The sequence below is a fragment of the Bacillus niameyensis genome, from assembly GCF_001375535.1.
Taxonomy (GTDB): Bacteria; Bacillota; Bacilli; order Bacillales; family Bacillaceae_C; genus Lederbergia; species Lederbergia niameyensis.
In genome coordinates this window covers 2,611,230-2,630,104 of record NZ_LN831197.1, presented here as the reverse complement: position 1 = coordinate 2,630,104, position 18,875 = coordinate 2,611,230, and the positions used below count along the sequence as shown (strand labels likewise).

General features: G+C 37.9%; 19 protein-coding genes. 13 read left to right on the top strand and 6 right to left on the bottom strand.

What is annotated here, in order from left to right; translation table 11 throughout:
• Positions 1–54 precede the first annotated feature (54 nt).
• From BN1243_RS12355 to BN1243_RS12345, 4 genes are all read left to right on the top strand, one after another.
• On the top strand, positions 55–456 hold the full coding sequence (locus BN1243_RS12355) for a VOC family protein (protein ID WP_062107256.1): 402 nt from the start codon (positions 55–57) through the stop codon (positions 454–456).
• A gap of 809 nt (positions 457–1,265) precedes the next feature.
• Positions 1,266–2,480: an MFS transporter gene (locus BN1243_RS12350; RefSeq protein ID WP_062107254.1), complete on the top strand. Its 1,215-nt coding sequence runs from the start codon at positions 1,266–1,268 to the stop codon at positions 2,478–2,480.
• A gap of 504 nt (positions 2,481–2,984) precedes the next feature.
• Positions 2,985–3,176, top strand: a complete 192-nt coding sequence (locus tag BN1243_RS22115; RefSeq protein ID WP_230200191.1) for a hypothetical protein — start codon at positions 2,985–2,987, stop codon at positions 3,174–3,176.
• Positions 3,177–3,292: 116 nt separating this feature from the next.
• The gene (locus BN1243_RS12345) at positions 3,293–4,015 is read left to right on the top strand and encodes an EcsC family protein (protein WP_062107252.1); all 723 of its coding nucleotides are present in this window, start codon (positions 3,293–3,295) and stop codon (positions 4,013–4,015) included.
• Positions 4,016–4,029: 14 nt separating this feature from the next.
• Here BN1243_RS12345 and crcB (BN1243_RS12340) read toward each other — a convergent pair whose 3' ends face one another.
• From crcB (BN1243_RS12340) to BN1243_RS12330, 3 genes are all read right to left on the bottom strand, one after another.
• A complete protein-coding gene (gene crcB, locus BN1243_RS12340) occupies positions 4,030–4,389 on the bottom strand; it encodes a fluoride efflux transporter CrcB (protein ID WP_062107251.1) in 360 nt (119 codons plus the stop codon).
• Positions 4,386–4,787 (bottom strand): fluoride efflux transporter CrcB, encoded by a 402-nt coding sequence (gene crcB / locus BN1243_RS12335; protein ID WP_062107249.1) that lies wholly within the window; start codon positions 4,785–4,787, stop codon positions 4,386–4,388. The genes crcB (BN1243_RS12340) and crcB (BN1243_RS12335) overlap by 4 nt, the downstream gene beginning before the upstream one ends.
• Before the next feature lie 81 nt (positions 4,788–4,868).
• The gene (locus BN1243_RS12330; protein WP_062110598.1) at positions 4,869–6,437 is read right to left on the bottom strand and encodes a Vga family ABC-F type ribosomal protection protein; all 1,569 of its coding nucleotides are present in this window, start codon (positions 6,435–6,437) and stop codon (positions 4,869–4,871) included.
• A gap of 431 nt (positions 6,438–6,868) precedes the next feature.
• Between BN1243_RS12330 and nagZ the strand changes: the two genes are divergently transcribed.
• The 8 genes from nagZ (at position 6,869) to fni (ending at position 15,241) form a co-directional block, all read left to right on the top strand.
• Entirely contained in the window at positions 6,869–8,083 is a 1,215-nt protein-coding gene (nagZ, locus tag BN1243_RS12325; RefSeq protein WP_062107247.1) for a beta-N-acetylhexosaminidase, read from the top strand.
• Between the two features lie 161 nt (positions 8,084–8,244).
• Positions 8,245–9,195, top strand: a complete 951-nt coding sequence (locus BN1243_RS12320; RefSeq protein ID WP_062107245.1) for a hypothetical protein — start codon at positions 8,245–8,247, stop codon at positions 9,193–9,195.
• A gap of 188 nt (positions 9,196–9,383) precedes the next feature.
• Entirely contained in the window at positions 9,384–9,644 is a 261-nt protein-coding gene (locus BN1243_RS12315) for a hypothetical protein (protein WP_407638857.1), read from the top strand.
• A gap of 2 nt (positions 9,645–9,646) precedes the next feature.
• Positions 9,647–11,002, top strand: coding sequence for a tripartite tricarboxylate transporter permease (locus tag BN1243_RS12310; protein WP_154669954.1), 1,356 nt, complete (start codon positions 9,647–9,649; stop codon positions 11,000–11,002).
• A 50-nt stretch (positions 11,003–11,052) separates the two neighbouring features.
• Positions 11,053–12,009, top strand: a complete 957-nt coding sequence (mvk, locus tag BN1243_RS12305; RefSeq protein ID WP_062107236.1) for a mevalonate kinase — start codon at positions 11,053–11,055, stop codon at positions 12,007–12,009.
• Between the two features lie 54 nt (positions 12,010–12,063).
• A complete protein-coding gene (gene mvaD, locus BN1243_RS12300; RefSeq protein WP_062107234.1) occupies positions 12,064–13,074 on the top strand; it encodes a diphosphomevalonate decarboxylase in 1,011 nt (336 codons plus the stop codon).
• Complete coding sequence (locus tag BN1243_RS12295) at positions 13,074–14,186, top strand: phosphomevalonate kinase (protein WP_062107233.1); 1,113 nt, start codon at positions 13,074–13,076, stop codon at positions 14,184–14,186. The genes mvaD and BN1243_RS12295 overlap by 1 nt, the downstream gene beginning before the upstream one ends.
• Before the next feature lie 29 nt (positions 14,187–14,215).
• Positions 14,216–15,241 (top strand): type 2 isopentenyl-diphosphate Delta-isomerase, encoded by a 1,026-nt coding sequence (gene fni, locus BN1243_RS12290; protein WP_062107231.1) that lies wholly within the window; start codon positions 14,216–14,218, stop codon positions 15,239–15,241.
• A gap of 36 nt (positions 15,242–15,277) precedes the next feature.
• Here fni and BN1243_RS12285 read toward each other — a convergent pair whose 3' ends face one another.
• The 3 genes from BN1243_RS12285 to BN1243_RS12275 all read right to left on the bottom strand — a co-directional run bounded on the left by BN1243_RS12285 (position 15,278) and on the right by BN1243_RS12275 (position 16,889).
• Positions 15,278–16,219 (bottom strand): lysylphosphatidylglycerol synthase domain-containing protein, encoded by a 942-nt coding sequence (locus BN1243_RS12285; RefSeq protein ID WP_062107230.1) that lies wholly within the window; start codon positions 16,217–16,219, stop codon positions 15,278–15,280.
• A gap of 115 nt (positions 16,220–16,334) precedes the next feature.
• Positions 16,335–16,562, bottom strand: a complete 228-nt coding sequence (locus tag BN1243_RS12280; protein WP_062107228.1) for a hypothetical protein — start codon at positions 16,560–16,562, stop codon at positions 16,335–16,337.
• Between the two features lie 6 nt (positions 16,563–16,568).
• Entirely contained in the window at positions 16,569–16,889 is a 321-nt protein-coding gene (locus tag BN1243_RS12275) for a YbjQ family protein (RefSeq protein WP_062107226.1), read from the bottom strand.
• 332 nt (positions 16,890–17,221) lie between these two features.
• Here BN1243_RS12275 and BN1243_RS12270 point away from each other — a divergent pair, with 332 nt between their 5' ends.
• Entirely contained in the window at positions 17,222–18,508 is a 1,287-nt protein-coding gene (locus BN1243_RS12270) for a DUF5068 domain-containing protein (RefSeq protein ID WP_195892108.1), read from the top strand.
• The last annotated feature ends 367 nt before the right edge of the window (positions 18,509–18,875 follow it).

Here is an 18,875-nt window from a genome sequence, read left to right as displayed (position 1 = left end):
ATGTTGGAGGCAAAAATCCAATCTATGTTAAAGTCCATTTTGGGAGGAATTATGATGAAAAGAATTATTCCCCATTTAAGAATTGAGAATTGTAAGGAAGCTATTCAATATTATCAAGCTGTTTTTGGTGGTGAAATTAAGAATACACAATTAAGCGATGGGATCGAAATGTTTAAGGGACATGAAGGTAAATATATTCATGCAGAGTTACATATTAATGAAAACTGTATTCTTTATTTTGCAGACACATTTAACACGGAAATGTCGAAGGGAAATCAACTTTTGCTTGGTCCTGATCTTGATAGCGAAGAGGAGATCAAACGAACTTATACAGAATTGTCCCAAGAAGGGCAAGTGCAAATGGAACTTCAAGATACTTTTTGGAATGCTAAGTATGCAGTCGTCCAAGATAAATATGGAATAACATGGGAGTTAAATTTTACTAAACAAAAATGAATGGGTTCTTTATATTCACAATCAAGGAATTTTAAATGTGGATATGTCCATAGATAGATTACAAGTTGTTGTTAATAAAAATAGATATATCCCCAAATAAGAGGGGGTTATCCCAATAAAAATGTGGATATCTCTAATACTTCGGAAAATTCCTGCAATATGGGGAGAGATATTCACAGATGATAAGTTGATTTTTAAGATATCCACAGCGAAAGTTGAAAACGGTGTGGAAAAGAAAAGTAAATATTGTTCAATTATAACGGAAATTTAAATGGAGAATTTTAAAATTACAATTGCCAAAAGATTTGATTCTATGGTATAGTTAAAAAACTTTAAAGGAACGGAGGGTTACAAGTGGAGACCTTAGTGAATAAACAGATATATTTACAGTTGAATACTGCTAAAGCTCTGTAGAATAGCAGGGTGATTAGATTTGGTCTCTCCATTAACCTTTGTAACCTGTATTTAAATATGTAACAGTAGAGGGCCTATGGTGCCTTCTTTTTTTATGTCTTCAACCAATATAATATCTTTAAATAATCTAACACAGGTGCCCTCTGTGTTTTTTTCTTTTTAAAAAGAGAGCCTGATCTACGGATAAAGCATTAGTGAATAAGGAAAATTTGATATGTCCATTTATCCCGCATTAACTGGCTGTAAGACCCCCACTTTAAGAATTCGAGGAGAATCCAAGAATTGTAAGTGGGGGATCAACAGCCAGTAAAAGCCCGATTGGTTCAACTAACAATCAGTGGGGGATGAAAAAGTCCCCCACTGATTGAAGTTTCACTTTATAAGGAGGCTGTTTTATGTCAGCAGATCAAAGGAAAAAATTATTAGTTTTAATGATTAATATGTTTATCGCCATTGGAAGTTTTGGAATTGTAATTCCTATCCTACCTAAATATTTAGAGTCGATTAATGAAGGTGGAACAGCTGCTGGTTTGATGATAGCTATATTTGCTGGGGCCCAATTAATCGTTTCTCCAGTTGCGGGAAAGTGGACAGATCAGTATGGTCGAAGGATCATGATTATTTATGGTTTAGCTGGACTCACTTTATCAAGCGTTGTTTTCTATGCGTCTGACTTTATTTGGGTTCTTTATTTATCCCGCGTCATTGGCGGAATAGGGTCTGCTCTGCTCGTTCCAGCTATTTTTGCCTATGTGGCGGATATTACAACACTGGAACAACGTGCAAAGGGAAATAGCTTTATTAGTGCGTCTATGTCTTTAGGGATTGTGATTGGACCGGGGATTGGCGGGTTTTTAGCAGACTTTGGTTTAAAAACGCCTTTTCTTATTTCTGCGATCATTTCCTTCGTTGCCGTGTTATTTTCAATCGTCGTATTAAAGGAAAGTAAACCGGAAACTAAAGTGGTTGCAGATGGTGTACCTGCAGCACCTGTACAAAAGGAATCCATGCTGCAGCAAATCATCCGCTCTGTTCGAATGCCTTATTTTATTCCACTCATCATTACATTAGTCATGAGCTTTGGCTTGATGGCATATGAATCAGTTCTCGGTTTATTTGTGGATAATCAATTTGGCGCAACACCACAGGAAATCGCAGTCATGATCACATCAACAGGCATTATTAGTGTTGTGGCTCAATTGTTTATAGTGGATCGCATAGTAACAAAATTTGGGGAAGTAAAGGTACTTAATATTTTTCTTGGAATTGTTACGATCGGATTTCTATTATCCCTTATTGCGAAAAGTTATATAATGTTCTTTGGCATTACTCTATTAATCTTTCTAGCCACATCTGTTTTACGCCCTGTTTTAAATACGCTAATCTCGAAGATGGCAGGGGATGAACAAGGTTTTGCAATGGGAATGAATAATGCTTATATGAGTATCGGAAATATATTAGGTCCGGTGTTAGCAGGGGTACTTTATGATATTCAAATTACCTTTCCATTCATGCTCGGTCTTGGAATACTCTTGGTCGCGATGTTCGTGACATTTGCTTGGCAGAAACGATCGATAAAAACAAGTCAATCTGTTGTTTTAGGGAAGTAATAGAAGGGGCTGTCCAAAAAGTGGAAGATTACTTCCCTTTTTGGCTGCCCCTTTTTTAGTTGTTTTAAACGAGGGTGTTGATTTCCGCAGAAGGCACTCGCTTTCCGCGGGCATGGCTTGAGCCTCCTCAGTCGCTGTGCAACTTGCGGGGTCTCAAGGCACATGTTATTCCCGCAGGAGTCTCGCGCCTTCTGCTCCAATCAACGTGCTTAAAATGAAACGATTATTTTTAACATATATCTACAAAAAAAGTGCACAAAAAAAACCGTCCTATCTAGTAAAATGAAGTTACCACACAACATTCATAGGGAGGACGATTTTGATTCAGGTAATAAGCAAAAAGATACAAAAACAGGAGGAGAAAACAGTGTCATTTTTCTCCTCCTGTTTTATTCGAGGGACTTATAGGACAGCCCCTTTAGTTATTATATATTGTCATGACTAGTTCAATAATATATAATAACTTTATGTTCATTATTAAGAACGGCCTTAACTTATTTAGCAATGAAGAGGAGTGGATTGGTAAATATGAAAACTTTGAAAGATTACCAACAATCATCTATTGGGCAATATCCTTTAGCTTTAAAAGACACGAATGTAATTCGTTATAAAGAAGATCAACTGACGGATTTACTCCAAACCTTGCAGAGAATAGAAACAAAGATAGATGTATTATTAATGCAAAGAGGTAAGTAAAGCTTTTTAAAAAGGTCCATATATGAATCTTTTCCTATCCGAAATCGTATACAAATATACATTGAGGAAATAATGCATTTAGCGCTATACAGTAATAAAATTAGGGGATGATTCTTATGACTGGTTATCAAAGTAAAGTAAGTGAAGAGCTGGCGGGCTGGAAAAGAAAAGTTAGCAAACGGTCAAGTCTTCTCAATCGCTTATCGAAACAAGCACAATTAAAAGTAAATGGACTTATTCCAGAGAAGGCTCATCGAATTATGACAGAAAGCATTAAAGGAATGGTAAAAACTACTCTCGTCGGTTCCAATATGACGACCCGAAAAGGGAATTTTACGGAATTAAGTCTAGAAGAACGGGATGATCTTCTACGCGAAAAACTTTCTGCGTATCGGAAAACAGCTGTCATTGAAGGGGCTGGAACAGGGGCTGGTGGAATCTTGCTTGGCCTTGCTGATTTTCCGTTACTTTTATCGATCAAAATGAAATTTTTATTCGAAGCTGCAGCTATTTATGGGTTTGATACAAATGAATATGAAGAACGTCTCTTCCTTTTACATGTATTCCAATTGGCTTTTTCCAGCGATGAGAAACGCAGAGAAACATTCGCTACAATTGAAAACTGGGAAGAAAGAAAGCAGGAGCTCCGCGATGTGGATTGGAGAGTTTTCCAGCAGGAATATCGGGATTATATTGATTTAGTTAAAATGCTGCAATTAATTCCGGGATTCGGTGCCGTTGTCGGTGCGTATGCAAACTATAATCTCTTAGATCATTTAGGGGAGACGGCTATGAACAGTTATAGACTACGTTTGTTGGCGGATGGGGTTGAAAGATGATTACCCTATTGGAGTTAACCAAACATCATCCCCATCCTCATTCCTATTAATGCAAGCAGGATTCCAAAAGTATAACTAGCACTTAAATAAAGGGTCATGCTTTTGCCTTGTGTATTGTTCCACAACTGAATACTATCTAACTTAAATGTTGAGAATGTCGTAAAAGCTCCCATAAAGCCAGTTCCCAAAAGTAGCTCCCAAGTATGACCGAGTTTTGCGCCAATTAAGAGACCTAGTAGAAATGAGCCAACGAGATTGACCATTAGTGTGGCAATCGGAAAATGTGCATGGAAGCGACTCTTTATCCAATTGTTCACCCCGAAACGAGAAATCGCTCCAAAAAAACCGCCGATTGCAACAAATAGAATATTCACTTCTGTCTCACCTCATTCGTGATCTGCCTTTTTCTACTCCCCAATTTATAACCTAACAAGGAAAAAGTGAGACCACCCCAAAAGCTCGCTAAAACATAAAGAGCGGCTATTTCCCATTTTGATGCTTGAATTAACTCCACCGTTTCAACACTAAAGGTAGAAAAGGTTGTAAAGGATCCAATCAAGCCGGTTCCTAAAGCCGTTATAAGATAGGGGGGAAGAGACTTAAAACGGGGGAAAGATGTAGTGAGCCAGCCTAATAAAAAACATCCGACTATATTGGTTAAAAATGTTGCGAGTGGAAAGTCATGGAACCACCATTCGTTAAAGTAAATACCCACTAAATATCGTAAAGAAGCTCCGATTATTCCAGCTAATCCGACTAATATATATTTCAAAGGATTCCACCTCTATAGAAAGTATTACAGAAAAGCTGGGCTTCTACCACAATTTCGTAGTAGAAGCCGATAATTTTACAATTACTTACTAATTTTTTTCTTTTCCTTTAATAAACGTTGGAATTCTGCTTCAAGCTCTTCCGAAGGTTCTAAACTTAGTCTACTAAGTACATCGGAGATTTTCGTTTCAATTACAAGCAGCTCATCTTCCTTGAGATCGCGTTTACCCTGGAAATTACCGATTTGATATTCCTCAAATGTTCCTTCAAATAGGTGGATTTGCTCATTCTCGATTGATAAAATTTGATTGGCAATCGAATGAATAAAGCGCCGGTCATGGGAAACGAAAAGAACGGTTCCTTCATATTCTTGTAAGAGCGATTCTAGTGCTTCCACAGCTTGAATGTCAAGGAAATTTGTCGGCTCATCCAGGATGATCGTGTTGACATCACCAACAAATAATTTAGCAAAGGCAACTTTAACACGCTCTCCACCACTTAACACCTCTACCTTTTTGTACACATCATCTCTATAAAAATGGAGTCTAGCCAACACGGTTCGAATAAAGCTCTCTTCTTGCCCGGATGTAGAGCGGACATTTTCTAGAATCGATTGACTTGGATCGAGAACGTCTAAATTTTGACTAAAATATCCTAATTTTACGGAAGGAGAGAGGGTGATTCCTTCTTCCTGATGAATAACTTTTTTGATTAACGTTGTCTTTCCGCTACCATTTGCACCAATAATCGCGACCTTATCGCCACCTTTTACATGGAAGCTTGCTTCACTCCAAAGAATTCGTTGGCCTATATTACATGAAACATTTTCTACCCGTAGAATAATTCGCCCTTTAAAAGCTTCTTCGTTTGGCAAATTCATCTTAATCGCAGGCTGATCTTTTACTTTTTCGACCTTTTCCAACTTCTCCAAGCGGGTCTCAATCGCTTTCGCTGCTTTCCGAAGCTTTTTTTGCTTATTCGCAAAATATGGTTTTGCCCCAGTGATTCTCGCCTCTGAAGCACTCGTTTTCTTCGGCAACTTTGTAGCGCGTTCCGCTTTTTGTTCTTTTAAGACGAGTGCCTCTTCTAATTGCTTTTTCTTTTTTTCATATTGCTCATAAGCATTTTCCTGCTGCTGTCGTTCTATATCTTTTTGCTCGACATAATCGGAATAATTTCCTTTATATATAGTCACTTTTCCATTTTCCAACTCCCAAATGGTTGTACAAAGGGAATCGAGAAATTCGCGATCATGGGAAACAAGAACTAATGCACCTTGCCATCTATGCAGTTGCTTTTCAAGTTTTTCAATATGCTCTGTATCTAAATTAGTTGTTGGTTCATCCGCCATTAAGATCTCGGGTTTTTTGGCAAGGGCACGGTTAATGTAGTCCTGTGTAACTTCCCCGCCACTTTTAGTTGTATTTGTATTTTTAAGTTGTGGAAGAAGCTCTGTATTCGCATATGAAATAATACTCCCTGAATCCGGCTGTCTCATTTGTGTTAAAAGTTCCATTAAAGTTGTTTTCCCGCTACCATTTTTACCAACTAATCCAATCCGATCTTGTTGTTGAATTTGTAAATGTTCAATATCAAATAACAAACGATCTCGAACATAAAATTTAACATTTTTTGCTTCTAGTACAAGCATGTGATCATCTCCGTTCTTCTTGTCTAGCTTTGGCGTCCAAAAAACTAGTGCCGACAAGGCGATTTTAAATGGAGACACAAAAAGCCTCCTAATTCATTCAGAATAGGAGGCATGGGTGCACGACAAATAGAGAGAGACCCCTCCTTTGTCCCCAAATGATAACCAATCCTATTCTGAAAAAGCTCGTATGAAAGCATGGGTAAGAAAACAGACTTGTGATCTGTTCATAGCCATTGCTCCATTCGATTGCTTTCAAAAATAGGATTAGTACTTCATGTAATTGGGTCACCCTTTCGAATATTAGTTATTGTCAATATAACGATATGTTGGAAAAAAGTCAATTTAAATTTTTCAAAAAACGGAGGGGAATCTGTATGAGTGAAAAAGAATAATATATATGAAAACAAAGTCATGACCCGTGTGGAGGCATAATGTATAAAAAAATGGGTTGGATATTTCTTGTCGTCATGCTTATTGCTGGAATCGTTCTTTACTTTATGTTGTCAAGGAATAATAAAGCGATTCCGGAGCAACAACAATCAAATCAAAATAAAAACATTCTTATTGAAGAATTGAGCTTAGAGGAAAAGATTGGGCAAATGCTGATGGTTGGTTTGGATGATACGACTTTAACAGAAACATCTAGGATGTTTATCAAAGAAAAAAAGGTTGGAGGAATAATTCTTTATGCGGAGAACCTGCTTGGTTCATACCAATCTTTAGAGCTGCTTAATCAAATAAAGGCAGAAAATAAAGAGAATCGAATTCCTCTTCTTTTAGGTGTAGACCAAGAAGGTGGCCAAGTTTCCAGATTGCCAAATAGTGTGCTTAAACTACCAACAAATGAAGAGATTGGGCGTATCGATAATTCGTTATTTTCCTTCGAAATTGGGAAGCTTTTAGGCGATCAGTTGAGTGCGTTCGGTTTTAATCTTGATTTTGCTCCAGTCCTAGATGTGAACAATAATCCTAACAATCCGATCATCAATAATCGTTCTTTTGGTGACCAGGCCGATTTAGTAAGTGAATTAGGAATTGCTACTATGAAGGGAATTCAATCACAAAAAGTAATGTCAGTTATTAAACATTTTCCTGGTCATGGCGATACATCGGTTGATTCACACCTCGAATTACCTGTCGTGCAAAAATCATTAGAAGAGTTAAATCAGCTAGAATTAATTCCTTTTAAAGAGGCAATTGATCAAGGGGCCGATATTGTGATGGTTGCTCATATTCTAATACCAGAGTTAGACCCAGTATCCCCATCTTCCATGTCGAATGAAATTATTAGCCAACTATTGAGAAGCCAGCTCGGCTTTACTGGTGTAGTGATTACGGATGATCTTACGATGAAGGCTATTACAAATCATTATGATATTGGAGATGCGGCCGTCCAGTCTGTAAATGCTGGTAGCGATATTATTTTAGTATCGCGTGAAGAGGAAAATATAATGGCAGTACTTGACGCTTTAATGACTGCGGTTGAAAGCGGGGAAATTAGTGAAGAAAGAATTGATGAGAGTGTTAAAAGGATTTTATGGCTAAAAAAGAAATATAATATAGAAGATCGACCAATTGACAGTGTTGATGTCGATGCATTAAATCAATCAATTAGAGCAGTTTTAAATAAATATTTTGATCAATAAACAGGAGCAATTTAACGCCGTTCAAGCGCTGCTAATTCATAGAGTTGAATTTGCTTGAAATCCATTCAATATGAGTGGGATTTTAAAATATGAGTAAAATATTCATACGAGAATGAAACCTCCGCACTATTAGAGCGTATTTATGATAGGAGGTGTTGGCAGTGGAATCCAACATACAAGAGCGACAGTTAGAATTAACAATGAGAAGGAATGAAAGAAATAGAGTTAAAAGGAGATTGGAAGGAGCGGAGCAGAAGCTGAATGAAGCGATAGCTCAACGGGACCGACTCCATAAACAGTTAACGAAAGAACAGCAAGATGTTGCGAAGTTAGGGAAGTTTTCGTTTGCTAATAAAATTAATCAATGGACTGGAAAATGGGATGAACTGATGGATAAAGAGATGACTGAGGCTATGGAAGCAGAGTTGAAGTATAATGAAGCTGATAAAATGGTCACTGATCTAAAAAGCGAAACAGAAAATTTACGTCGCGAAATGGAAAATCCCGACTTTGCATATGTTGAAGAAGAATGGGAAGATTTTTTGAAGGAAAAGGAAGCGTGGATCCGGCATAGTGAATCTAAAGCTAGTCAGACGTTGCAAACAATTGCCGATGAGCGTGTGAAGCTTCGATCTATACTAAGGGAAATTGAAGAAGCCCGCGATGCTGGCAGTAAAGCGACCCGTGCTCTGGATGCAGCATTGGATAAACTTGATTCTGCAGAAGGTATGTCAATGTGGGACACTTTTTTGGGAGGCGGACTCATTGTTTCGGCTTTGAAATATTCGGAAATGAATAGTTCAGATGACCTCGTCCACAGGGCAAAAAGAGCATTAAGACATTACGAAACAGAGTTAATGGATGTCCAAAATTTTGCAACGGATTCATTCAAAATTAACCAAAAAGACCTCTTCGCTTTTACCGATGTTTTTTTCGATAATATTTTTTCCGACTGGATGGTTCACTCGAGAATAACAGATGCCCAAAATAAGTTGAATGTTGTTCTTCAAGAAGTGAGAAGGGTGCAAGATCAGCTTGCTAGAAAACGCGATCAAATAAATCAAGATTTGCAACGACTAGATGAAGAAGAACAACACATTATTATTTCTTAATTTAAACATCTTGTAGATTATTTTCTGCAAGATGTTTTTTTTATAGTCCATACTAAGAGTAACGTCGATATATGCTGAAAAGTCGCCCTTTATTTGATAGCTTTTCTCAATTACCTTATAATCAATATTGATTTCTTTTTTTCACATATGAAGGAAAGCAGATGGGTAGCCGTTCAGGAGGGATTGTCTTGATTAAAAAGAAAAGCGAGATCCAAGATCCAGAAGAAAAAAATAATGTCGAAGTCTGGGAAGATCTTGTCAGTATAAAGGAGTTAGTATTAGCTCTAGTAATTTGTAGTGTTACGACACTAGGTGGTTATTTCATCGCACCTAATGATCCACCTAAACCACTTTTCTTTGGTTTAGCCGGGGCATTAGTAGGTATTATTGTATGTAGCATTATTATTAAGCCGAAAAGAACTTTTCGTACAGTTGAGGATGAAGAATAATGATAGATCCAAGCTTACTTATACAAATGGTAGTAGCGGCCATTGCAGCAGCAGTTATTTACACGATTATTGGAATTGCACCTGGAACAGATGAAACGGCAACAATTGCTCCTGTGACACTTGCTTTAGTTTTAACAGGGCTAGAGCCAATCGTTGTTCTTACCTTTTTTATGTCTGCAATTATTGCTAATAAATTAACGGATTCGGTTCCAGTCGCTGTTGCAGGTGTGCCTGGTGGTGTTATGGCAGCTCCGATGGTCGAGCATGCCGTCACATTGAAAAAGCATGGGAAGCCCGATTTAAGTATTCGTAAAATGGCTTCAGGTTCTGTCATTGGTACATTAGTAGCCATTCCAGTGAGCTTACTCTTAGCGAATGCTCTTATACCATTATCAGATGTTATAAAGGATTATGCGAATCCGCTTTTTTTTATTGGGGCGATCATTCTTGCTTTGATGAGTAAACATAGATGGATTTCATTAGCGTCTATTATTCCCTTCGCTATTTTGATTCAGGCATTACGCCATTTATATTGGGGAATAGGTATTGTTCCAAAAGAGACGACAGTTTTTACATCCTTTTTTCTTGGGATTACGATTGGACCTGTTATTATTACTCTGTTTGAGTTATTAAACAAAGGGAAGAGAGATAGTTTAGAGAGATTTGGGAAGAAACCGATTCTCTTACACAAAAATAAGAGAACGAAAGAATTTCCTAATCCGTTTAAAATTTTGACGAAAAAAGAACTTGGAACTAGCGCCTTTGCTTCTTTACTCGGATCACTAACTTTTATTATGAGTCCCGTTGGGATGACCGCATTACTAGGTGAACTATTTTCAAGCAGGGTAAAAGATCCAGTAGAAAAGGCATCTAGAGCCATTTCTTCTATGGATGCTTTAACAAATGCTACATATATCGCTGGTACATTGATTCCGCTTATCGCTCTAGGGATCCCTTTATCTCCGGTAGCCATTGGACCTGCGAATGCCTTGTTTAATGCGCCTCCTGTATTTTCCTTAGATCATAATTTGCACCATATCTTATCTAACTCTGATTTTATATGGGCCACCATTATTGGTGCAGTCGTTGCATTAGGTTTAACTTATTTTGTTGTTGTAAAGTTTTCTCAACAGATTTGTACATTTGTTTTTAAATGGATCCCTCATGAAGCTATTTTAGGTCTATTTTTCGGGCTTGTTTTACTTCTAGCTTTTATGGATGGTGGTTGGTTGAATATCGGTGGTGTATTTTTAATAGGATTAGTGTCAGGAATTCTTCATCGTCTAGGTGTTAATTATGGCGTACTATTTATGATTCTATATGCAGCACCATGGCTTATTGGTAAATTTGCAGGTTAATCCCTATACTATTATAGCAGGGACGTTTATGCATAAAGAGAGGGTTGCATATGATTACATTTCCCAACAAAATAGCAGTTGGCAGTGCTCATAGTAAATTGATCTTAATTGGTGAGCATTCTGTTGTGTATGGCAAACCAGCGATCGCACTTCCTTTTCCTACACTGCATGTTGAATCGATCGTTGAAGGAATATCGAAATCGATGATCATGTTTGATTGTCGTTATTATGTTGGTTTGCTTGATCAAGTGCCGAACAATTTAGCTGGAATTGCAGCTTGTATAAAAGAAACATTGAAATATTTGGAGCAACCTGCAAAAGGTTTAAAAATTCGAATCCATTCTTCCATCCCTATTGGAAGAGGGCTCGGATCAAGTGCTGCGAGTGCAATTGCTATCGTGAAAAGTTTATATAAATATTTCGAACAAAACTTAACAAAGGACACATTAATGGAACTAGTAGAGGTTGCTGAGACATATGCTCATGGGAACCCTAGTGGGATCGATATGGCCGCAGCATCTAGTGACCATTCTATCTGGTTTGAAAAAGATCAAGAAGTTAAGCATTTGCACATTGATACCCCTTTTCATCTTGTAGTTGTTGATACTGGACGAATTGGTAATACACGAGAGGCTGTAGGGGCCATAAGGGAAACGTTCAAAATTGCTCCAAAGATGATTAGTCAATCGATTGATCTATTAGGGCAGCTTGCTCATCAAGCTAAAGCGGCTTTAGTAGAAGGAGAAACGAAACAACTTGGCAATATTATGAATGCAGCCCAAACAGAATTAGTAAAACTCGGTGTTAGTGACAAAGGTATTGATCAGTTAGTGGATATTGCCAGAAAGGCCGGTGCTCTTGGTGCCAAATTAACTGGTGGTGGAAGGGGCGGTTGCATTATTGCCCTTGCAAAAGATTTAAATCATGTGAAACAGCTAGAAGAAGCATTTCTTGCTGGTGAAGCTAGTCAAACATGGCACTTTACAGCAGGGGAAAGCCCTAGTTAGAAAGTTCAATTTATAAGATTTTAGTTATATCGTGTTTTTAAAGGAGTGTCATCATTGGAGGCAATCGCAAGAGCGAACACAAATATCGCGTTAATAAAATATTGGGGAAAGCGTGATGAAAAACTATTTTTACCTATGAACAGTAGTGTTTCCATCACATTGGATCAGTTCTATACGACAACATCTGTACAGTTTTCTCCTAATCTAGCTGCTGATATATTTCTGTTGAATGGGCAACAGGAAAATGAAGAAGAAACACGTAAAATTAGTCGCTTTCTTGACAAAATACGGGTTTTGGCTGGAAAAGATGTTCATGCAATTGTGGACTCAATGAATAGTGTTCCAACAGCAGCGGGCTTTGCCTCATCAGCCTCCGGGTTTGCCGCTCTCGCTGCGGCTGCCTCAAAAGCGATTGGTCTCAATTTAGATGAACGTGAATTGTCCATAATAGCGCGCCAAGGTTCTGGATCTGCCTGTCGTTCTATTTATGGAGGATTTGTCGAATGGCAAAAGGGCGAAAGAGAAGATGGTCTAGATTCATTTGCTCAACCGCTTTTAGATGAAAAAGAGTGGGATTTAACGATTTTTTCTGTTCTTGTTGAATCGAAGAGAAAGAAAGTGTTAAGTAGAGAAGGAATGAGACGGACGGTCGAAACATCTCCGTTTTATTCGGGCTGGTTGAAGGCAGTGGAAGAGGAGTTGGTCATAGCGAAATCCGCCATTGCTAACAAAGATTTTGAAGTGATAGGAAATGTTCTTGAGAAAAATGCGCTTAAGATGCATGCGACAACATTAGGAGCGGACCCACCATTTCTATATTGGCAAGGGGCAACATTTGATGTGATGGAGCAGGTATGGGAGCTGCGGGCAAACGGAATTGGAGCATATTTTACTATCGATGCTGGGCCAAATGTAAAGATAATTTGTGAAAGGAAAGATGAGAAGAGGGTTCAAGCCGCCCTTTCAGAATTGCCAACTGTCCAAAAAATCTTTGTTTGTCACCCAGGACAAGGTGTTACTTATTTATCTACTTCCGATTTTAAAAACAGGAAGGAAGAGGAATAGTGTCTCAGCCTACATATCATTTGAAAGTTCCAGGCAAGCTTTTTATAGCTGGTGAGTATGCTGTGACTGAGCCAGGGCAACCATCCGTTGTCATTGCAGTTGACCGTTTTCTTAATGCTAAAATCACTTCAAGTGAGCAAAACCATCTCTATCTTGCGCAATTAGGTTTAGATGATGTTATTTGGCAAGCTGTTGAAAATGATTTAGAGTTTAGTGAAAGTAGTGCGAAATTATCGTTTATTCGAAGTGCGATAACTATTTTTAATAAGCTGTTGAAAGAATATTCCATAGAACAACGACCTTTCTCACTATCTATTAAGAGTGATTTAGATGATCCTTCTGGGAAAAAATATGGACTCGGTTCTAGTGCTGCTGTCGTTGTTGCAGTCATTACGGCACTTATTCATTTCTACGATGAGGAAAAAATCCCACCTGAAAAGGAACTGATCTTTAAGTTAGCTGCCATATCCCACTTTATGACTCAAGGAAATGGTTCATGCGCTGATATTGCGGCAGCAACCTATGGAGGGTGGATTCACTATACAACCTTTGATGCAGAATGGTTATTGAATCAGCTTGAAACGGGCAAGCCAATTTCTCAGTTTTTAGAAGAGGCTTGGCCGAAGCTTAAGATTCAGCCTTTAATTCCACCGACCAATCTTAAACTTTGTGTGGGATGGACAGGGAAATCAGCAGCCACTGGCCCAATGGTCCACCAAGTTCATCAATTAAAAACGGAGAATCTAGAGTTTTATCAACAGTTTCTTGATAAAAGCGCCGAGGCAGTGAATGATTTATTGCGCAGTTTTGCGGAAAATAATAGTGAAGAGGCCATTTTTGCTCTTAAGAAAAATCGCGAGGCCCTGTTGGAGTTGGATCAATACTCGAAAGCGGGCATAGAGACCATAACTTTAAAGACTTTAATCCAAATTGCTGAAATATATGGGAGTGGAAAATCTTCAGGCGCTGGTGGTGGTGACTGTGGGATTGCTTTTGTTAACGATGAAGTTCAAGTAGAAAAATTAAAAAAAGAATGGGCTGCTGCTTCAATCGATCCTTTATATTTAAATGTAACAGAGACAGGAGCTTCGATTTCGATCGAGTATGAATAGTTTACTTAAAATGGAAAGTGGGTGTCATTTTGTCTGACTTCATTAATCAAAGAAAATCCGAACATATTAAGATCACTTTAAATGAGAAAGTGACTGGAGACAATATTTCAACTGGATTTGAAAAGATCTCCTTTATCCATAATGCTCTACCCGAAGTTGATTTTGCGGAAATTAGTTTAAAGACAAGTTTTCTTGAGTCCACTTGCAAAACACCTTTCTTGATCAGCTCTATGACGGGCGGTGCAGCTCTTGCAGAAACAATTAATCGCAATCTAGCAGAGGCTGCTGAGGAAAGGGGATGGATTTTGGCTCTCGGTTCTACTCGAGCACTTATTGAAAGTGAGCAACATCGTTCCTCCTTCCAAGTAAGAAAATACGCGCCTAACATTCCGATTATCACAAACCTTGGGGCCGTCCAATTGAATTATGGATTTGGTGCTGATGAGTGTAAAAGGATTATTGATATGACAGAAGCTAATATGCTTGTCCTTCATTTAAATTCGATTCAAGAAGTAATTCAGGAAGAGGGAAATACGAACTTTAAAGATTTATTATCGAAAATTGAAAAGTTATGTCAAGAATTGGATGTTCCTGTTGGTGTTAAAGAAGTTGGCTGGGGAATTGATGGCGACACTGCAAAGAAATTAACTGATATCGGAATTTCCTTTATTGATGTAGCTGGAGCAGGCGGAACGTCTTGGAGTCAAGTGGAAAAGTTCCGTGCGAAGGATTTAGTTAAAAGAGAGGCAGCAGAAGCTTTTAGTGAATGGGGAATTCCAACAGCAAACAGTATAATTTCTGTGCGAGAAAAGGTTCATGAACAACCAGTCGTAGCTAGTGGAGGTATGAAAACGGGATTAGATGCGGCAAAAGCTCTCGCAATTGGAGCGGATATGGTTGGATTCGGCAGATCTATTCTTAAAGAAGCGATCGAATCAACTGATAAAGTATTACAAGTGATGGAAACGAGAGAATTAGAACTGAAGATGGCGATGTTTGGTATTGGTTGCTCAACCTTACAACAATTAAAAAAGACGGATCGAGTCCAGATCTAAATAGATGAAGTGGGTCAGGGATAGACTTTTTATAAGCTATCTCTGACCCACTAGATCTTTCCATAATATTCTCCACCTTTTTGTGTAGTCCTTGATGAATAATAATGAAGACAACAAGAATGGAATTAGGTAGTATCCAATTCGATAAAAAATTAGCAATACAAGTCCCTGTTCATTTTGGACGCCAACACTTTCCAATCCCCAAAGAAAAATTACATCAAAAGAGCCCATTCCACCTGGAATCATACTAAGAATTCCAGCACATGAGGCAACGATAAAAATGGGAAATAATAGATGGAATTGGATAGGCAATTGTAGAGAAATGCTAATGAACCAAATAAAAAGAAAAATGGCAAGCCATTCCAGTAATGAAGTGAGAACAAGCTTTGCCCCGATATTTAAAGTCATTAGTGATTTTTTTCCACGTTTATGTTGTAAGGAATGAAAACCAATTATGAAAGGCAAATATAAGGCCATAATAATAACTGCAATTAGATAAATCGTTGTGTCATAGATAAGATCACGATGGCTAAGTAATATAATCCATGCAAGCACAGACATTCCTGTTAAGGTAAAGAGTGTGACAGTCGTTATATCCTTGATTAATGTTTGTTTTTCCTTTTTATAGGAAGAATAAAAATAACTTCGCAGTAATAATCCAGCAATTCCACCAAAGCCAATAAAATTAGAAACTGTATTGACTATAAAGGCTTGTTTTAAATTTTTCTTAAAAGGCCGCTTGATGGACAACGCTTTTAAAAGAATAAGATCATAAAAAACCATCGGTAAAACTGCACAAAGGGCAACGAGGAAAATGATGAGAATTCTTCCTGTCTTTAGTTCATTCCATTCTAAGTAAAGTAAATGGAAATTCATATCTTTAATCATTTTTATTAATTCAATTCCAGCACATATCAGTAAAAGCAGCGGTAAGCCGATTTTAAATCCTTTTAACAGATTATCAATTGGTTTTTGCAAAACGATTCACTCCATGTCGAAATCCCGGTAAAAAAGTCGGATAGACCTATTATAACATGATGGAGTTTTTGTTTTCGTTTTTATATAAAAAAGCTCTGAAACCGATCAGAGCTTATTAGATATCTTCTTTATAAAACCGTTTCCCAGTGTCTGGATGAAAATATACGACCATTTTTTTCTCAGTAGTAGGATCGATGAAAACTTCATTTGTACGAATATATCCTTCGGGAACTTTTTGTTGATCTGTTTTTTTATAGCGGCGATCCCAAATAAACCAGGAACCGATTGCTAAAATGATGACAGCAAGTATTGATAATCCATAAAAGCCAATGATCCATTCCATAATAAACTATTCCTCTTCCACTATAACAGCTGTACCGTAAGCAACAATTTCACTCATATTTTGACCGATTTCGCCTGAGTCAAAGCGCATCATAATAATCGCATTCGCACCCATTGCTTTTGCATTTTCTACCATTCGGTCCACAGCTTGTTTACGAGCATCCTCTAACATTTCGGTATACTCACTAATTTCCCCGCCGATTAGACCTTTAAATGAAGCGAAGATATCTTTTCCGATTCCACGTGCACGAACAGTTAAACCAAATACAGGTCCTTTCACTTCCTTAATTTTATGATTGACTATATTTTCTGTAGTTACAATAAGCATAGAAAATTCCTCCTCTTTAATTTGAATTATGTGAATGGTAATGCGAGTACTTTTCTGCTACCTATTTCTACGAAGGGATTTATAATTGGTTTCGTTTATTTAGCAAATAAAGAAAAAGGTCAGTTTGCGATTTCATGAAGAACTATGTCTCGTTCAAATGAATCAGTACCTTTTACTTGTTTTTTCAATGAACTCCTTGGGTAAAATCATACTTTTCTCTCTATTGTCTAGGAAATTAGTTTCGAAATCCGAAATAAGCCTATTTGTACAGTGAAGAGAATGGTAAGATGAAAAACGCATTTGAATTTAGGTTTGTTAGAGGAGTGAATGTGTTGTCGATTAAGAAGGTACTACTATATTTAACTATTATCTCACTTTTAGTATTAAGCGCGTGTGGAACGAAAGAGAAAGATAAAGAAGGGGCTAAAATTCCAAATAAAGAGACTGAACAAGTAGCCAATCAAAACGTAGATGATGAAAACGAAAATGATGATACTACGAATGATGAGGAAGATACGGGTGAAGATAATACTGTATCTGATGAAAAAGAAAAAGATAAAATTAGTACCGGTGAAGTGTTGAATCCTTACATTGAAGAACTAACAGGGGGAGACATTGAGGTCGTATTCACTAATAATGAACCAGATTTTACTCATACATATAGTGATCAAGTTAAAATGGCGATCGATCAATATCAAATCGTCCATGTAACAAACATGAATGAATCAGCAAAATCTTATTTTGATGGTGAAGAAGAAGGGTATGTATTAACTTTGCAAATGACCCTCGATAATCAATCAGAAGATGAAGTGAGCTATGCTGGCGGCATCTCACTATTAACAGATGATGCTACAGAGAATATTAGGAGAAGTACGACCTTCGTTGATCGAGAACAATGGTTGAAGGATGATTCAACTGAAGGAGCATCATTGTATTCTAAAGGAACATTTACAGGCTTCGATGCCTTCATGATTACGAAAGATCAATTTGAGAAATCTCAATTACCGATATTAAAAATTGATGCTTTGTGGCGCGGTGAAGATGTCAGCGATCGTATCGGGGAGCAAGGGGTTTTACCTCTGCCATTTTCAGATGCTGGTATTGAAAAGGCAAAAGCGACCGCTGATCTATACCCAGATAAAATGTTGACAGATTCGATTGCAGAAAAGGAAGTATTCTTCGCTAAGGAAGATATTAACGAAACGCAAACGATTGATAAAGTGAAAGTGACTTTAAATGGAGTTCAATATGCGAACATTACTCCAACTGATGGACATAAAGAACGATTCAAAAATTTTGGTGATGGCCCACTAGTAGCCTTAACTGCCAAATTCACAATCGAAAACAATAGTGATGTTCCGTTTGAACAATTCCTGATTGATAGAAGATTGCATATTGATGATCGTGGGTCAATGACATCCCAAGGAATGCTCGAACCAACAGTGCGAGGTAGTGTAGAGCCAGGAGATACATTCCAAGGCTTGGCAGTATTTTTATTCCGCGAAGACGAATTTGGCATTTACAAAGAATTAAAGCTCCAAATTGGCCCATTGGCCGACGAAAATGCAAAAAGACTCTTTAAAGAAAAATCCGTAACATTTGAATTGCCGATGAAATAAGAAAAGCGTAAGGCGACGTTTAGCGACGTACAAACTTTTTAAGCTTCTGACGAGATAAAGGAAACACGGCGAGGCACGAGCCGATGTTGACTTATCGTAGGAAGAAGCTGAAAGTTTGCTAGTCGCTGGAGCCTGAAGCTAGCCAAATAAAAGCGTAAGCGCATTGCTCATCGACGTACAAACTTTTGTGTTAAGGATGAACGGCCAAAGGCGCGCCGTCCTGGCGCAACGCCGTTCTGACCAACATCCTGTTGGCCCGAGATAAAGGAAACACGGCGAAGCATGAGCCGATGTTGACTTATCGTAGGAAGAAGCGTAGAAGTTTGCTAGTCGATATGCGCTGAAGCTAGCCAAATAAAAGCGTAAG

What these genes read in the sequence shown, in the direction of transcription:
- BN1243_RS12280 (WP_062107228.1), bottom strand. Translation starts at nt 16,562, where the DNA reads ATGGAATGGATCATTGGCTTTTATGGATTATCAATACTTGCTGTCATC.
- mvk (WP_062107236.1), top strand. Translation starts at nt 11,053, where the DNA reads ATGATTACATTTCCCAACAAAATAGCAGTTGGCAGTGCTCATAGTAAA.
- BN1243_RS12355 (WP_062107256.1), top strand. Translation starts at nt 55, where the DNA reads ATGAAAAGAATTATTCCCCATTTAAGAATTGAGAATTGTAAGGAAGCT.
- BN1243_RS12345 (WP_062107252.1), top strand. Translation starts at nt 3,293, where the DNA reads ATGACTGGTTATCAAAGTAAAGTAAGTGAAGAGCTGGCGGGCTGGAAA.
- BN1243_RS12275 (WP_062107226.1), bottom strand. Translation starts at nt 16,889, where the DNA reads ATGCTTATTGTAACTACAGAAAATATAGTCAATCATAAAATTAAGGAA.
- BN1243_RS12350 (WP_062107254.1), top strand. Translation starts at nt 1,266, where the DNA reads ATGTCAGCAGATCAAAGGAAAAAATTATTAGTTTTAATGATTAATATG.
- BN1243_RS12330 (WP_062110598.1), bottom strand. Translation starts at nt 6,437, where the DNA reads ATGCTTGTACTAGAAGCAAAAAATGTTAAATTTTATGTTCGAGATCGT.
- nagZ (WP_062107247.1), top strand. Translation starts at nt 6,869, where the DNA reads ATGTATAAAAAAATGGGTTGGATATTTCTTGTCGTCATGCTTATTGCT.
- BN1243_RS22115 (WP_230200191.1), top strand. Translation starts at nt 2,985, where the DNA reads ATGAAGAGGAGTGGATTGGTAAATATGAAAACTTTGAAAGATTACCAA.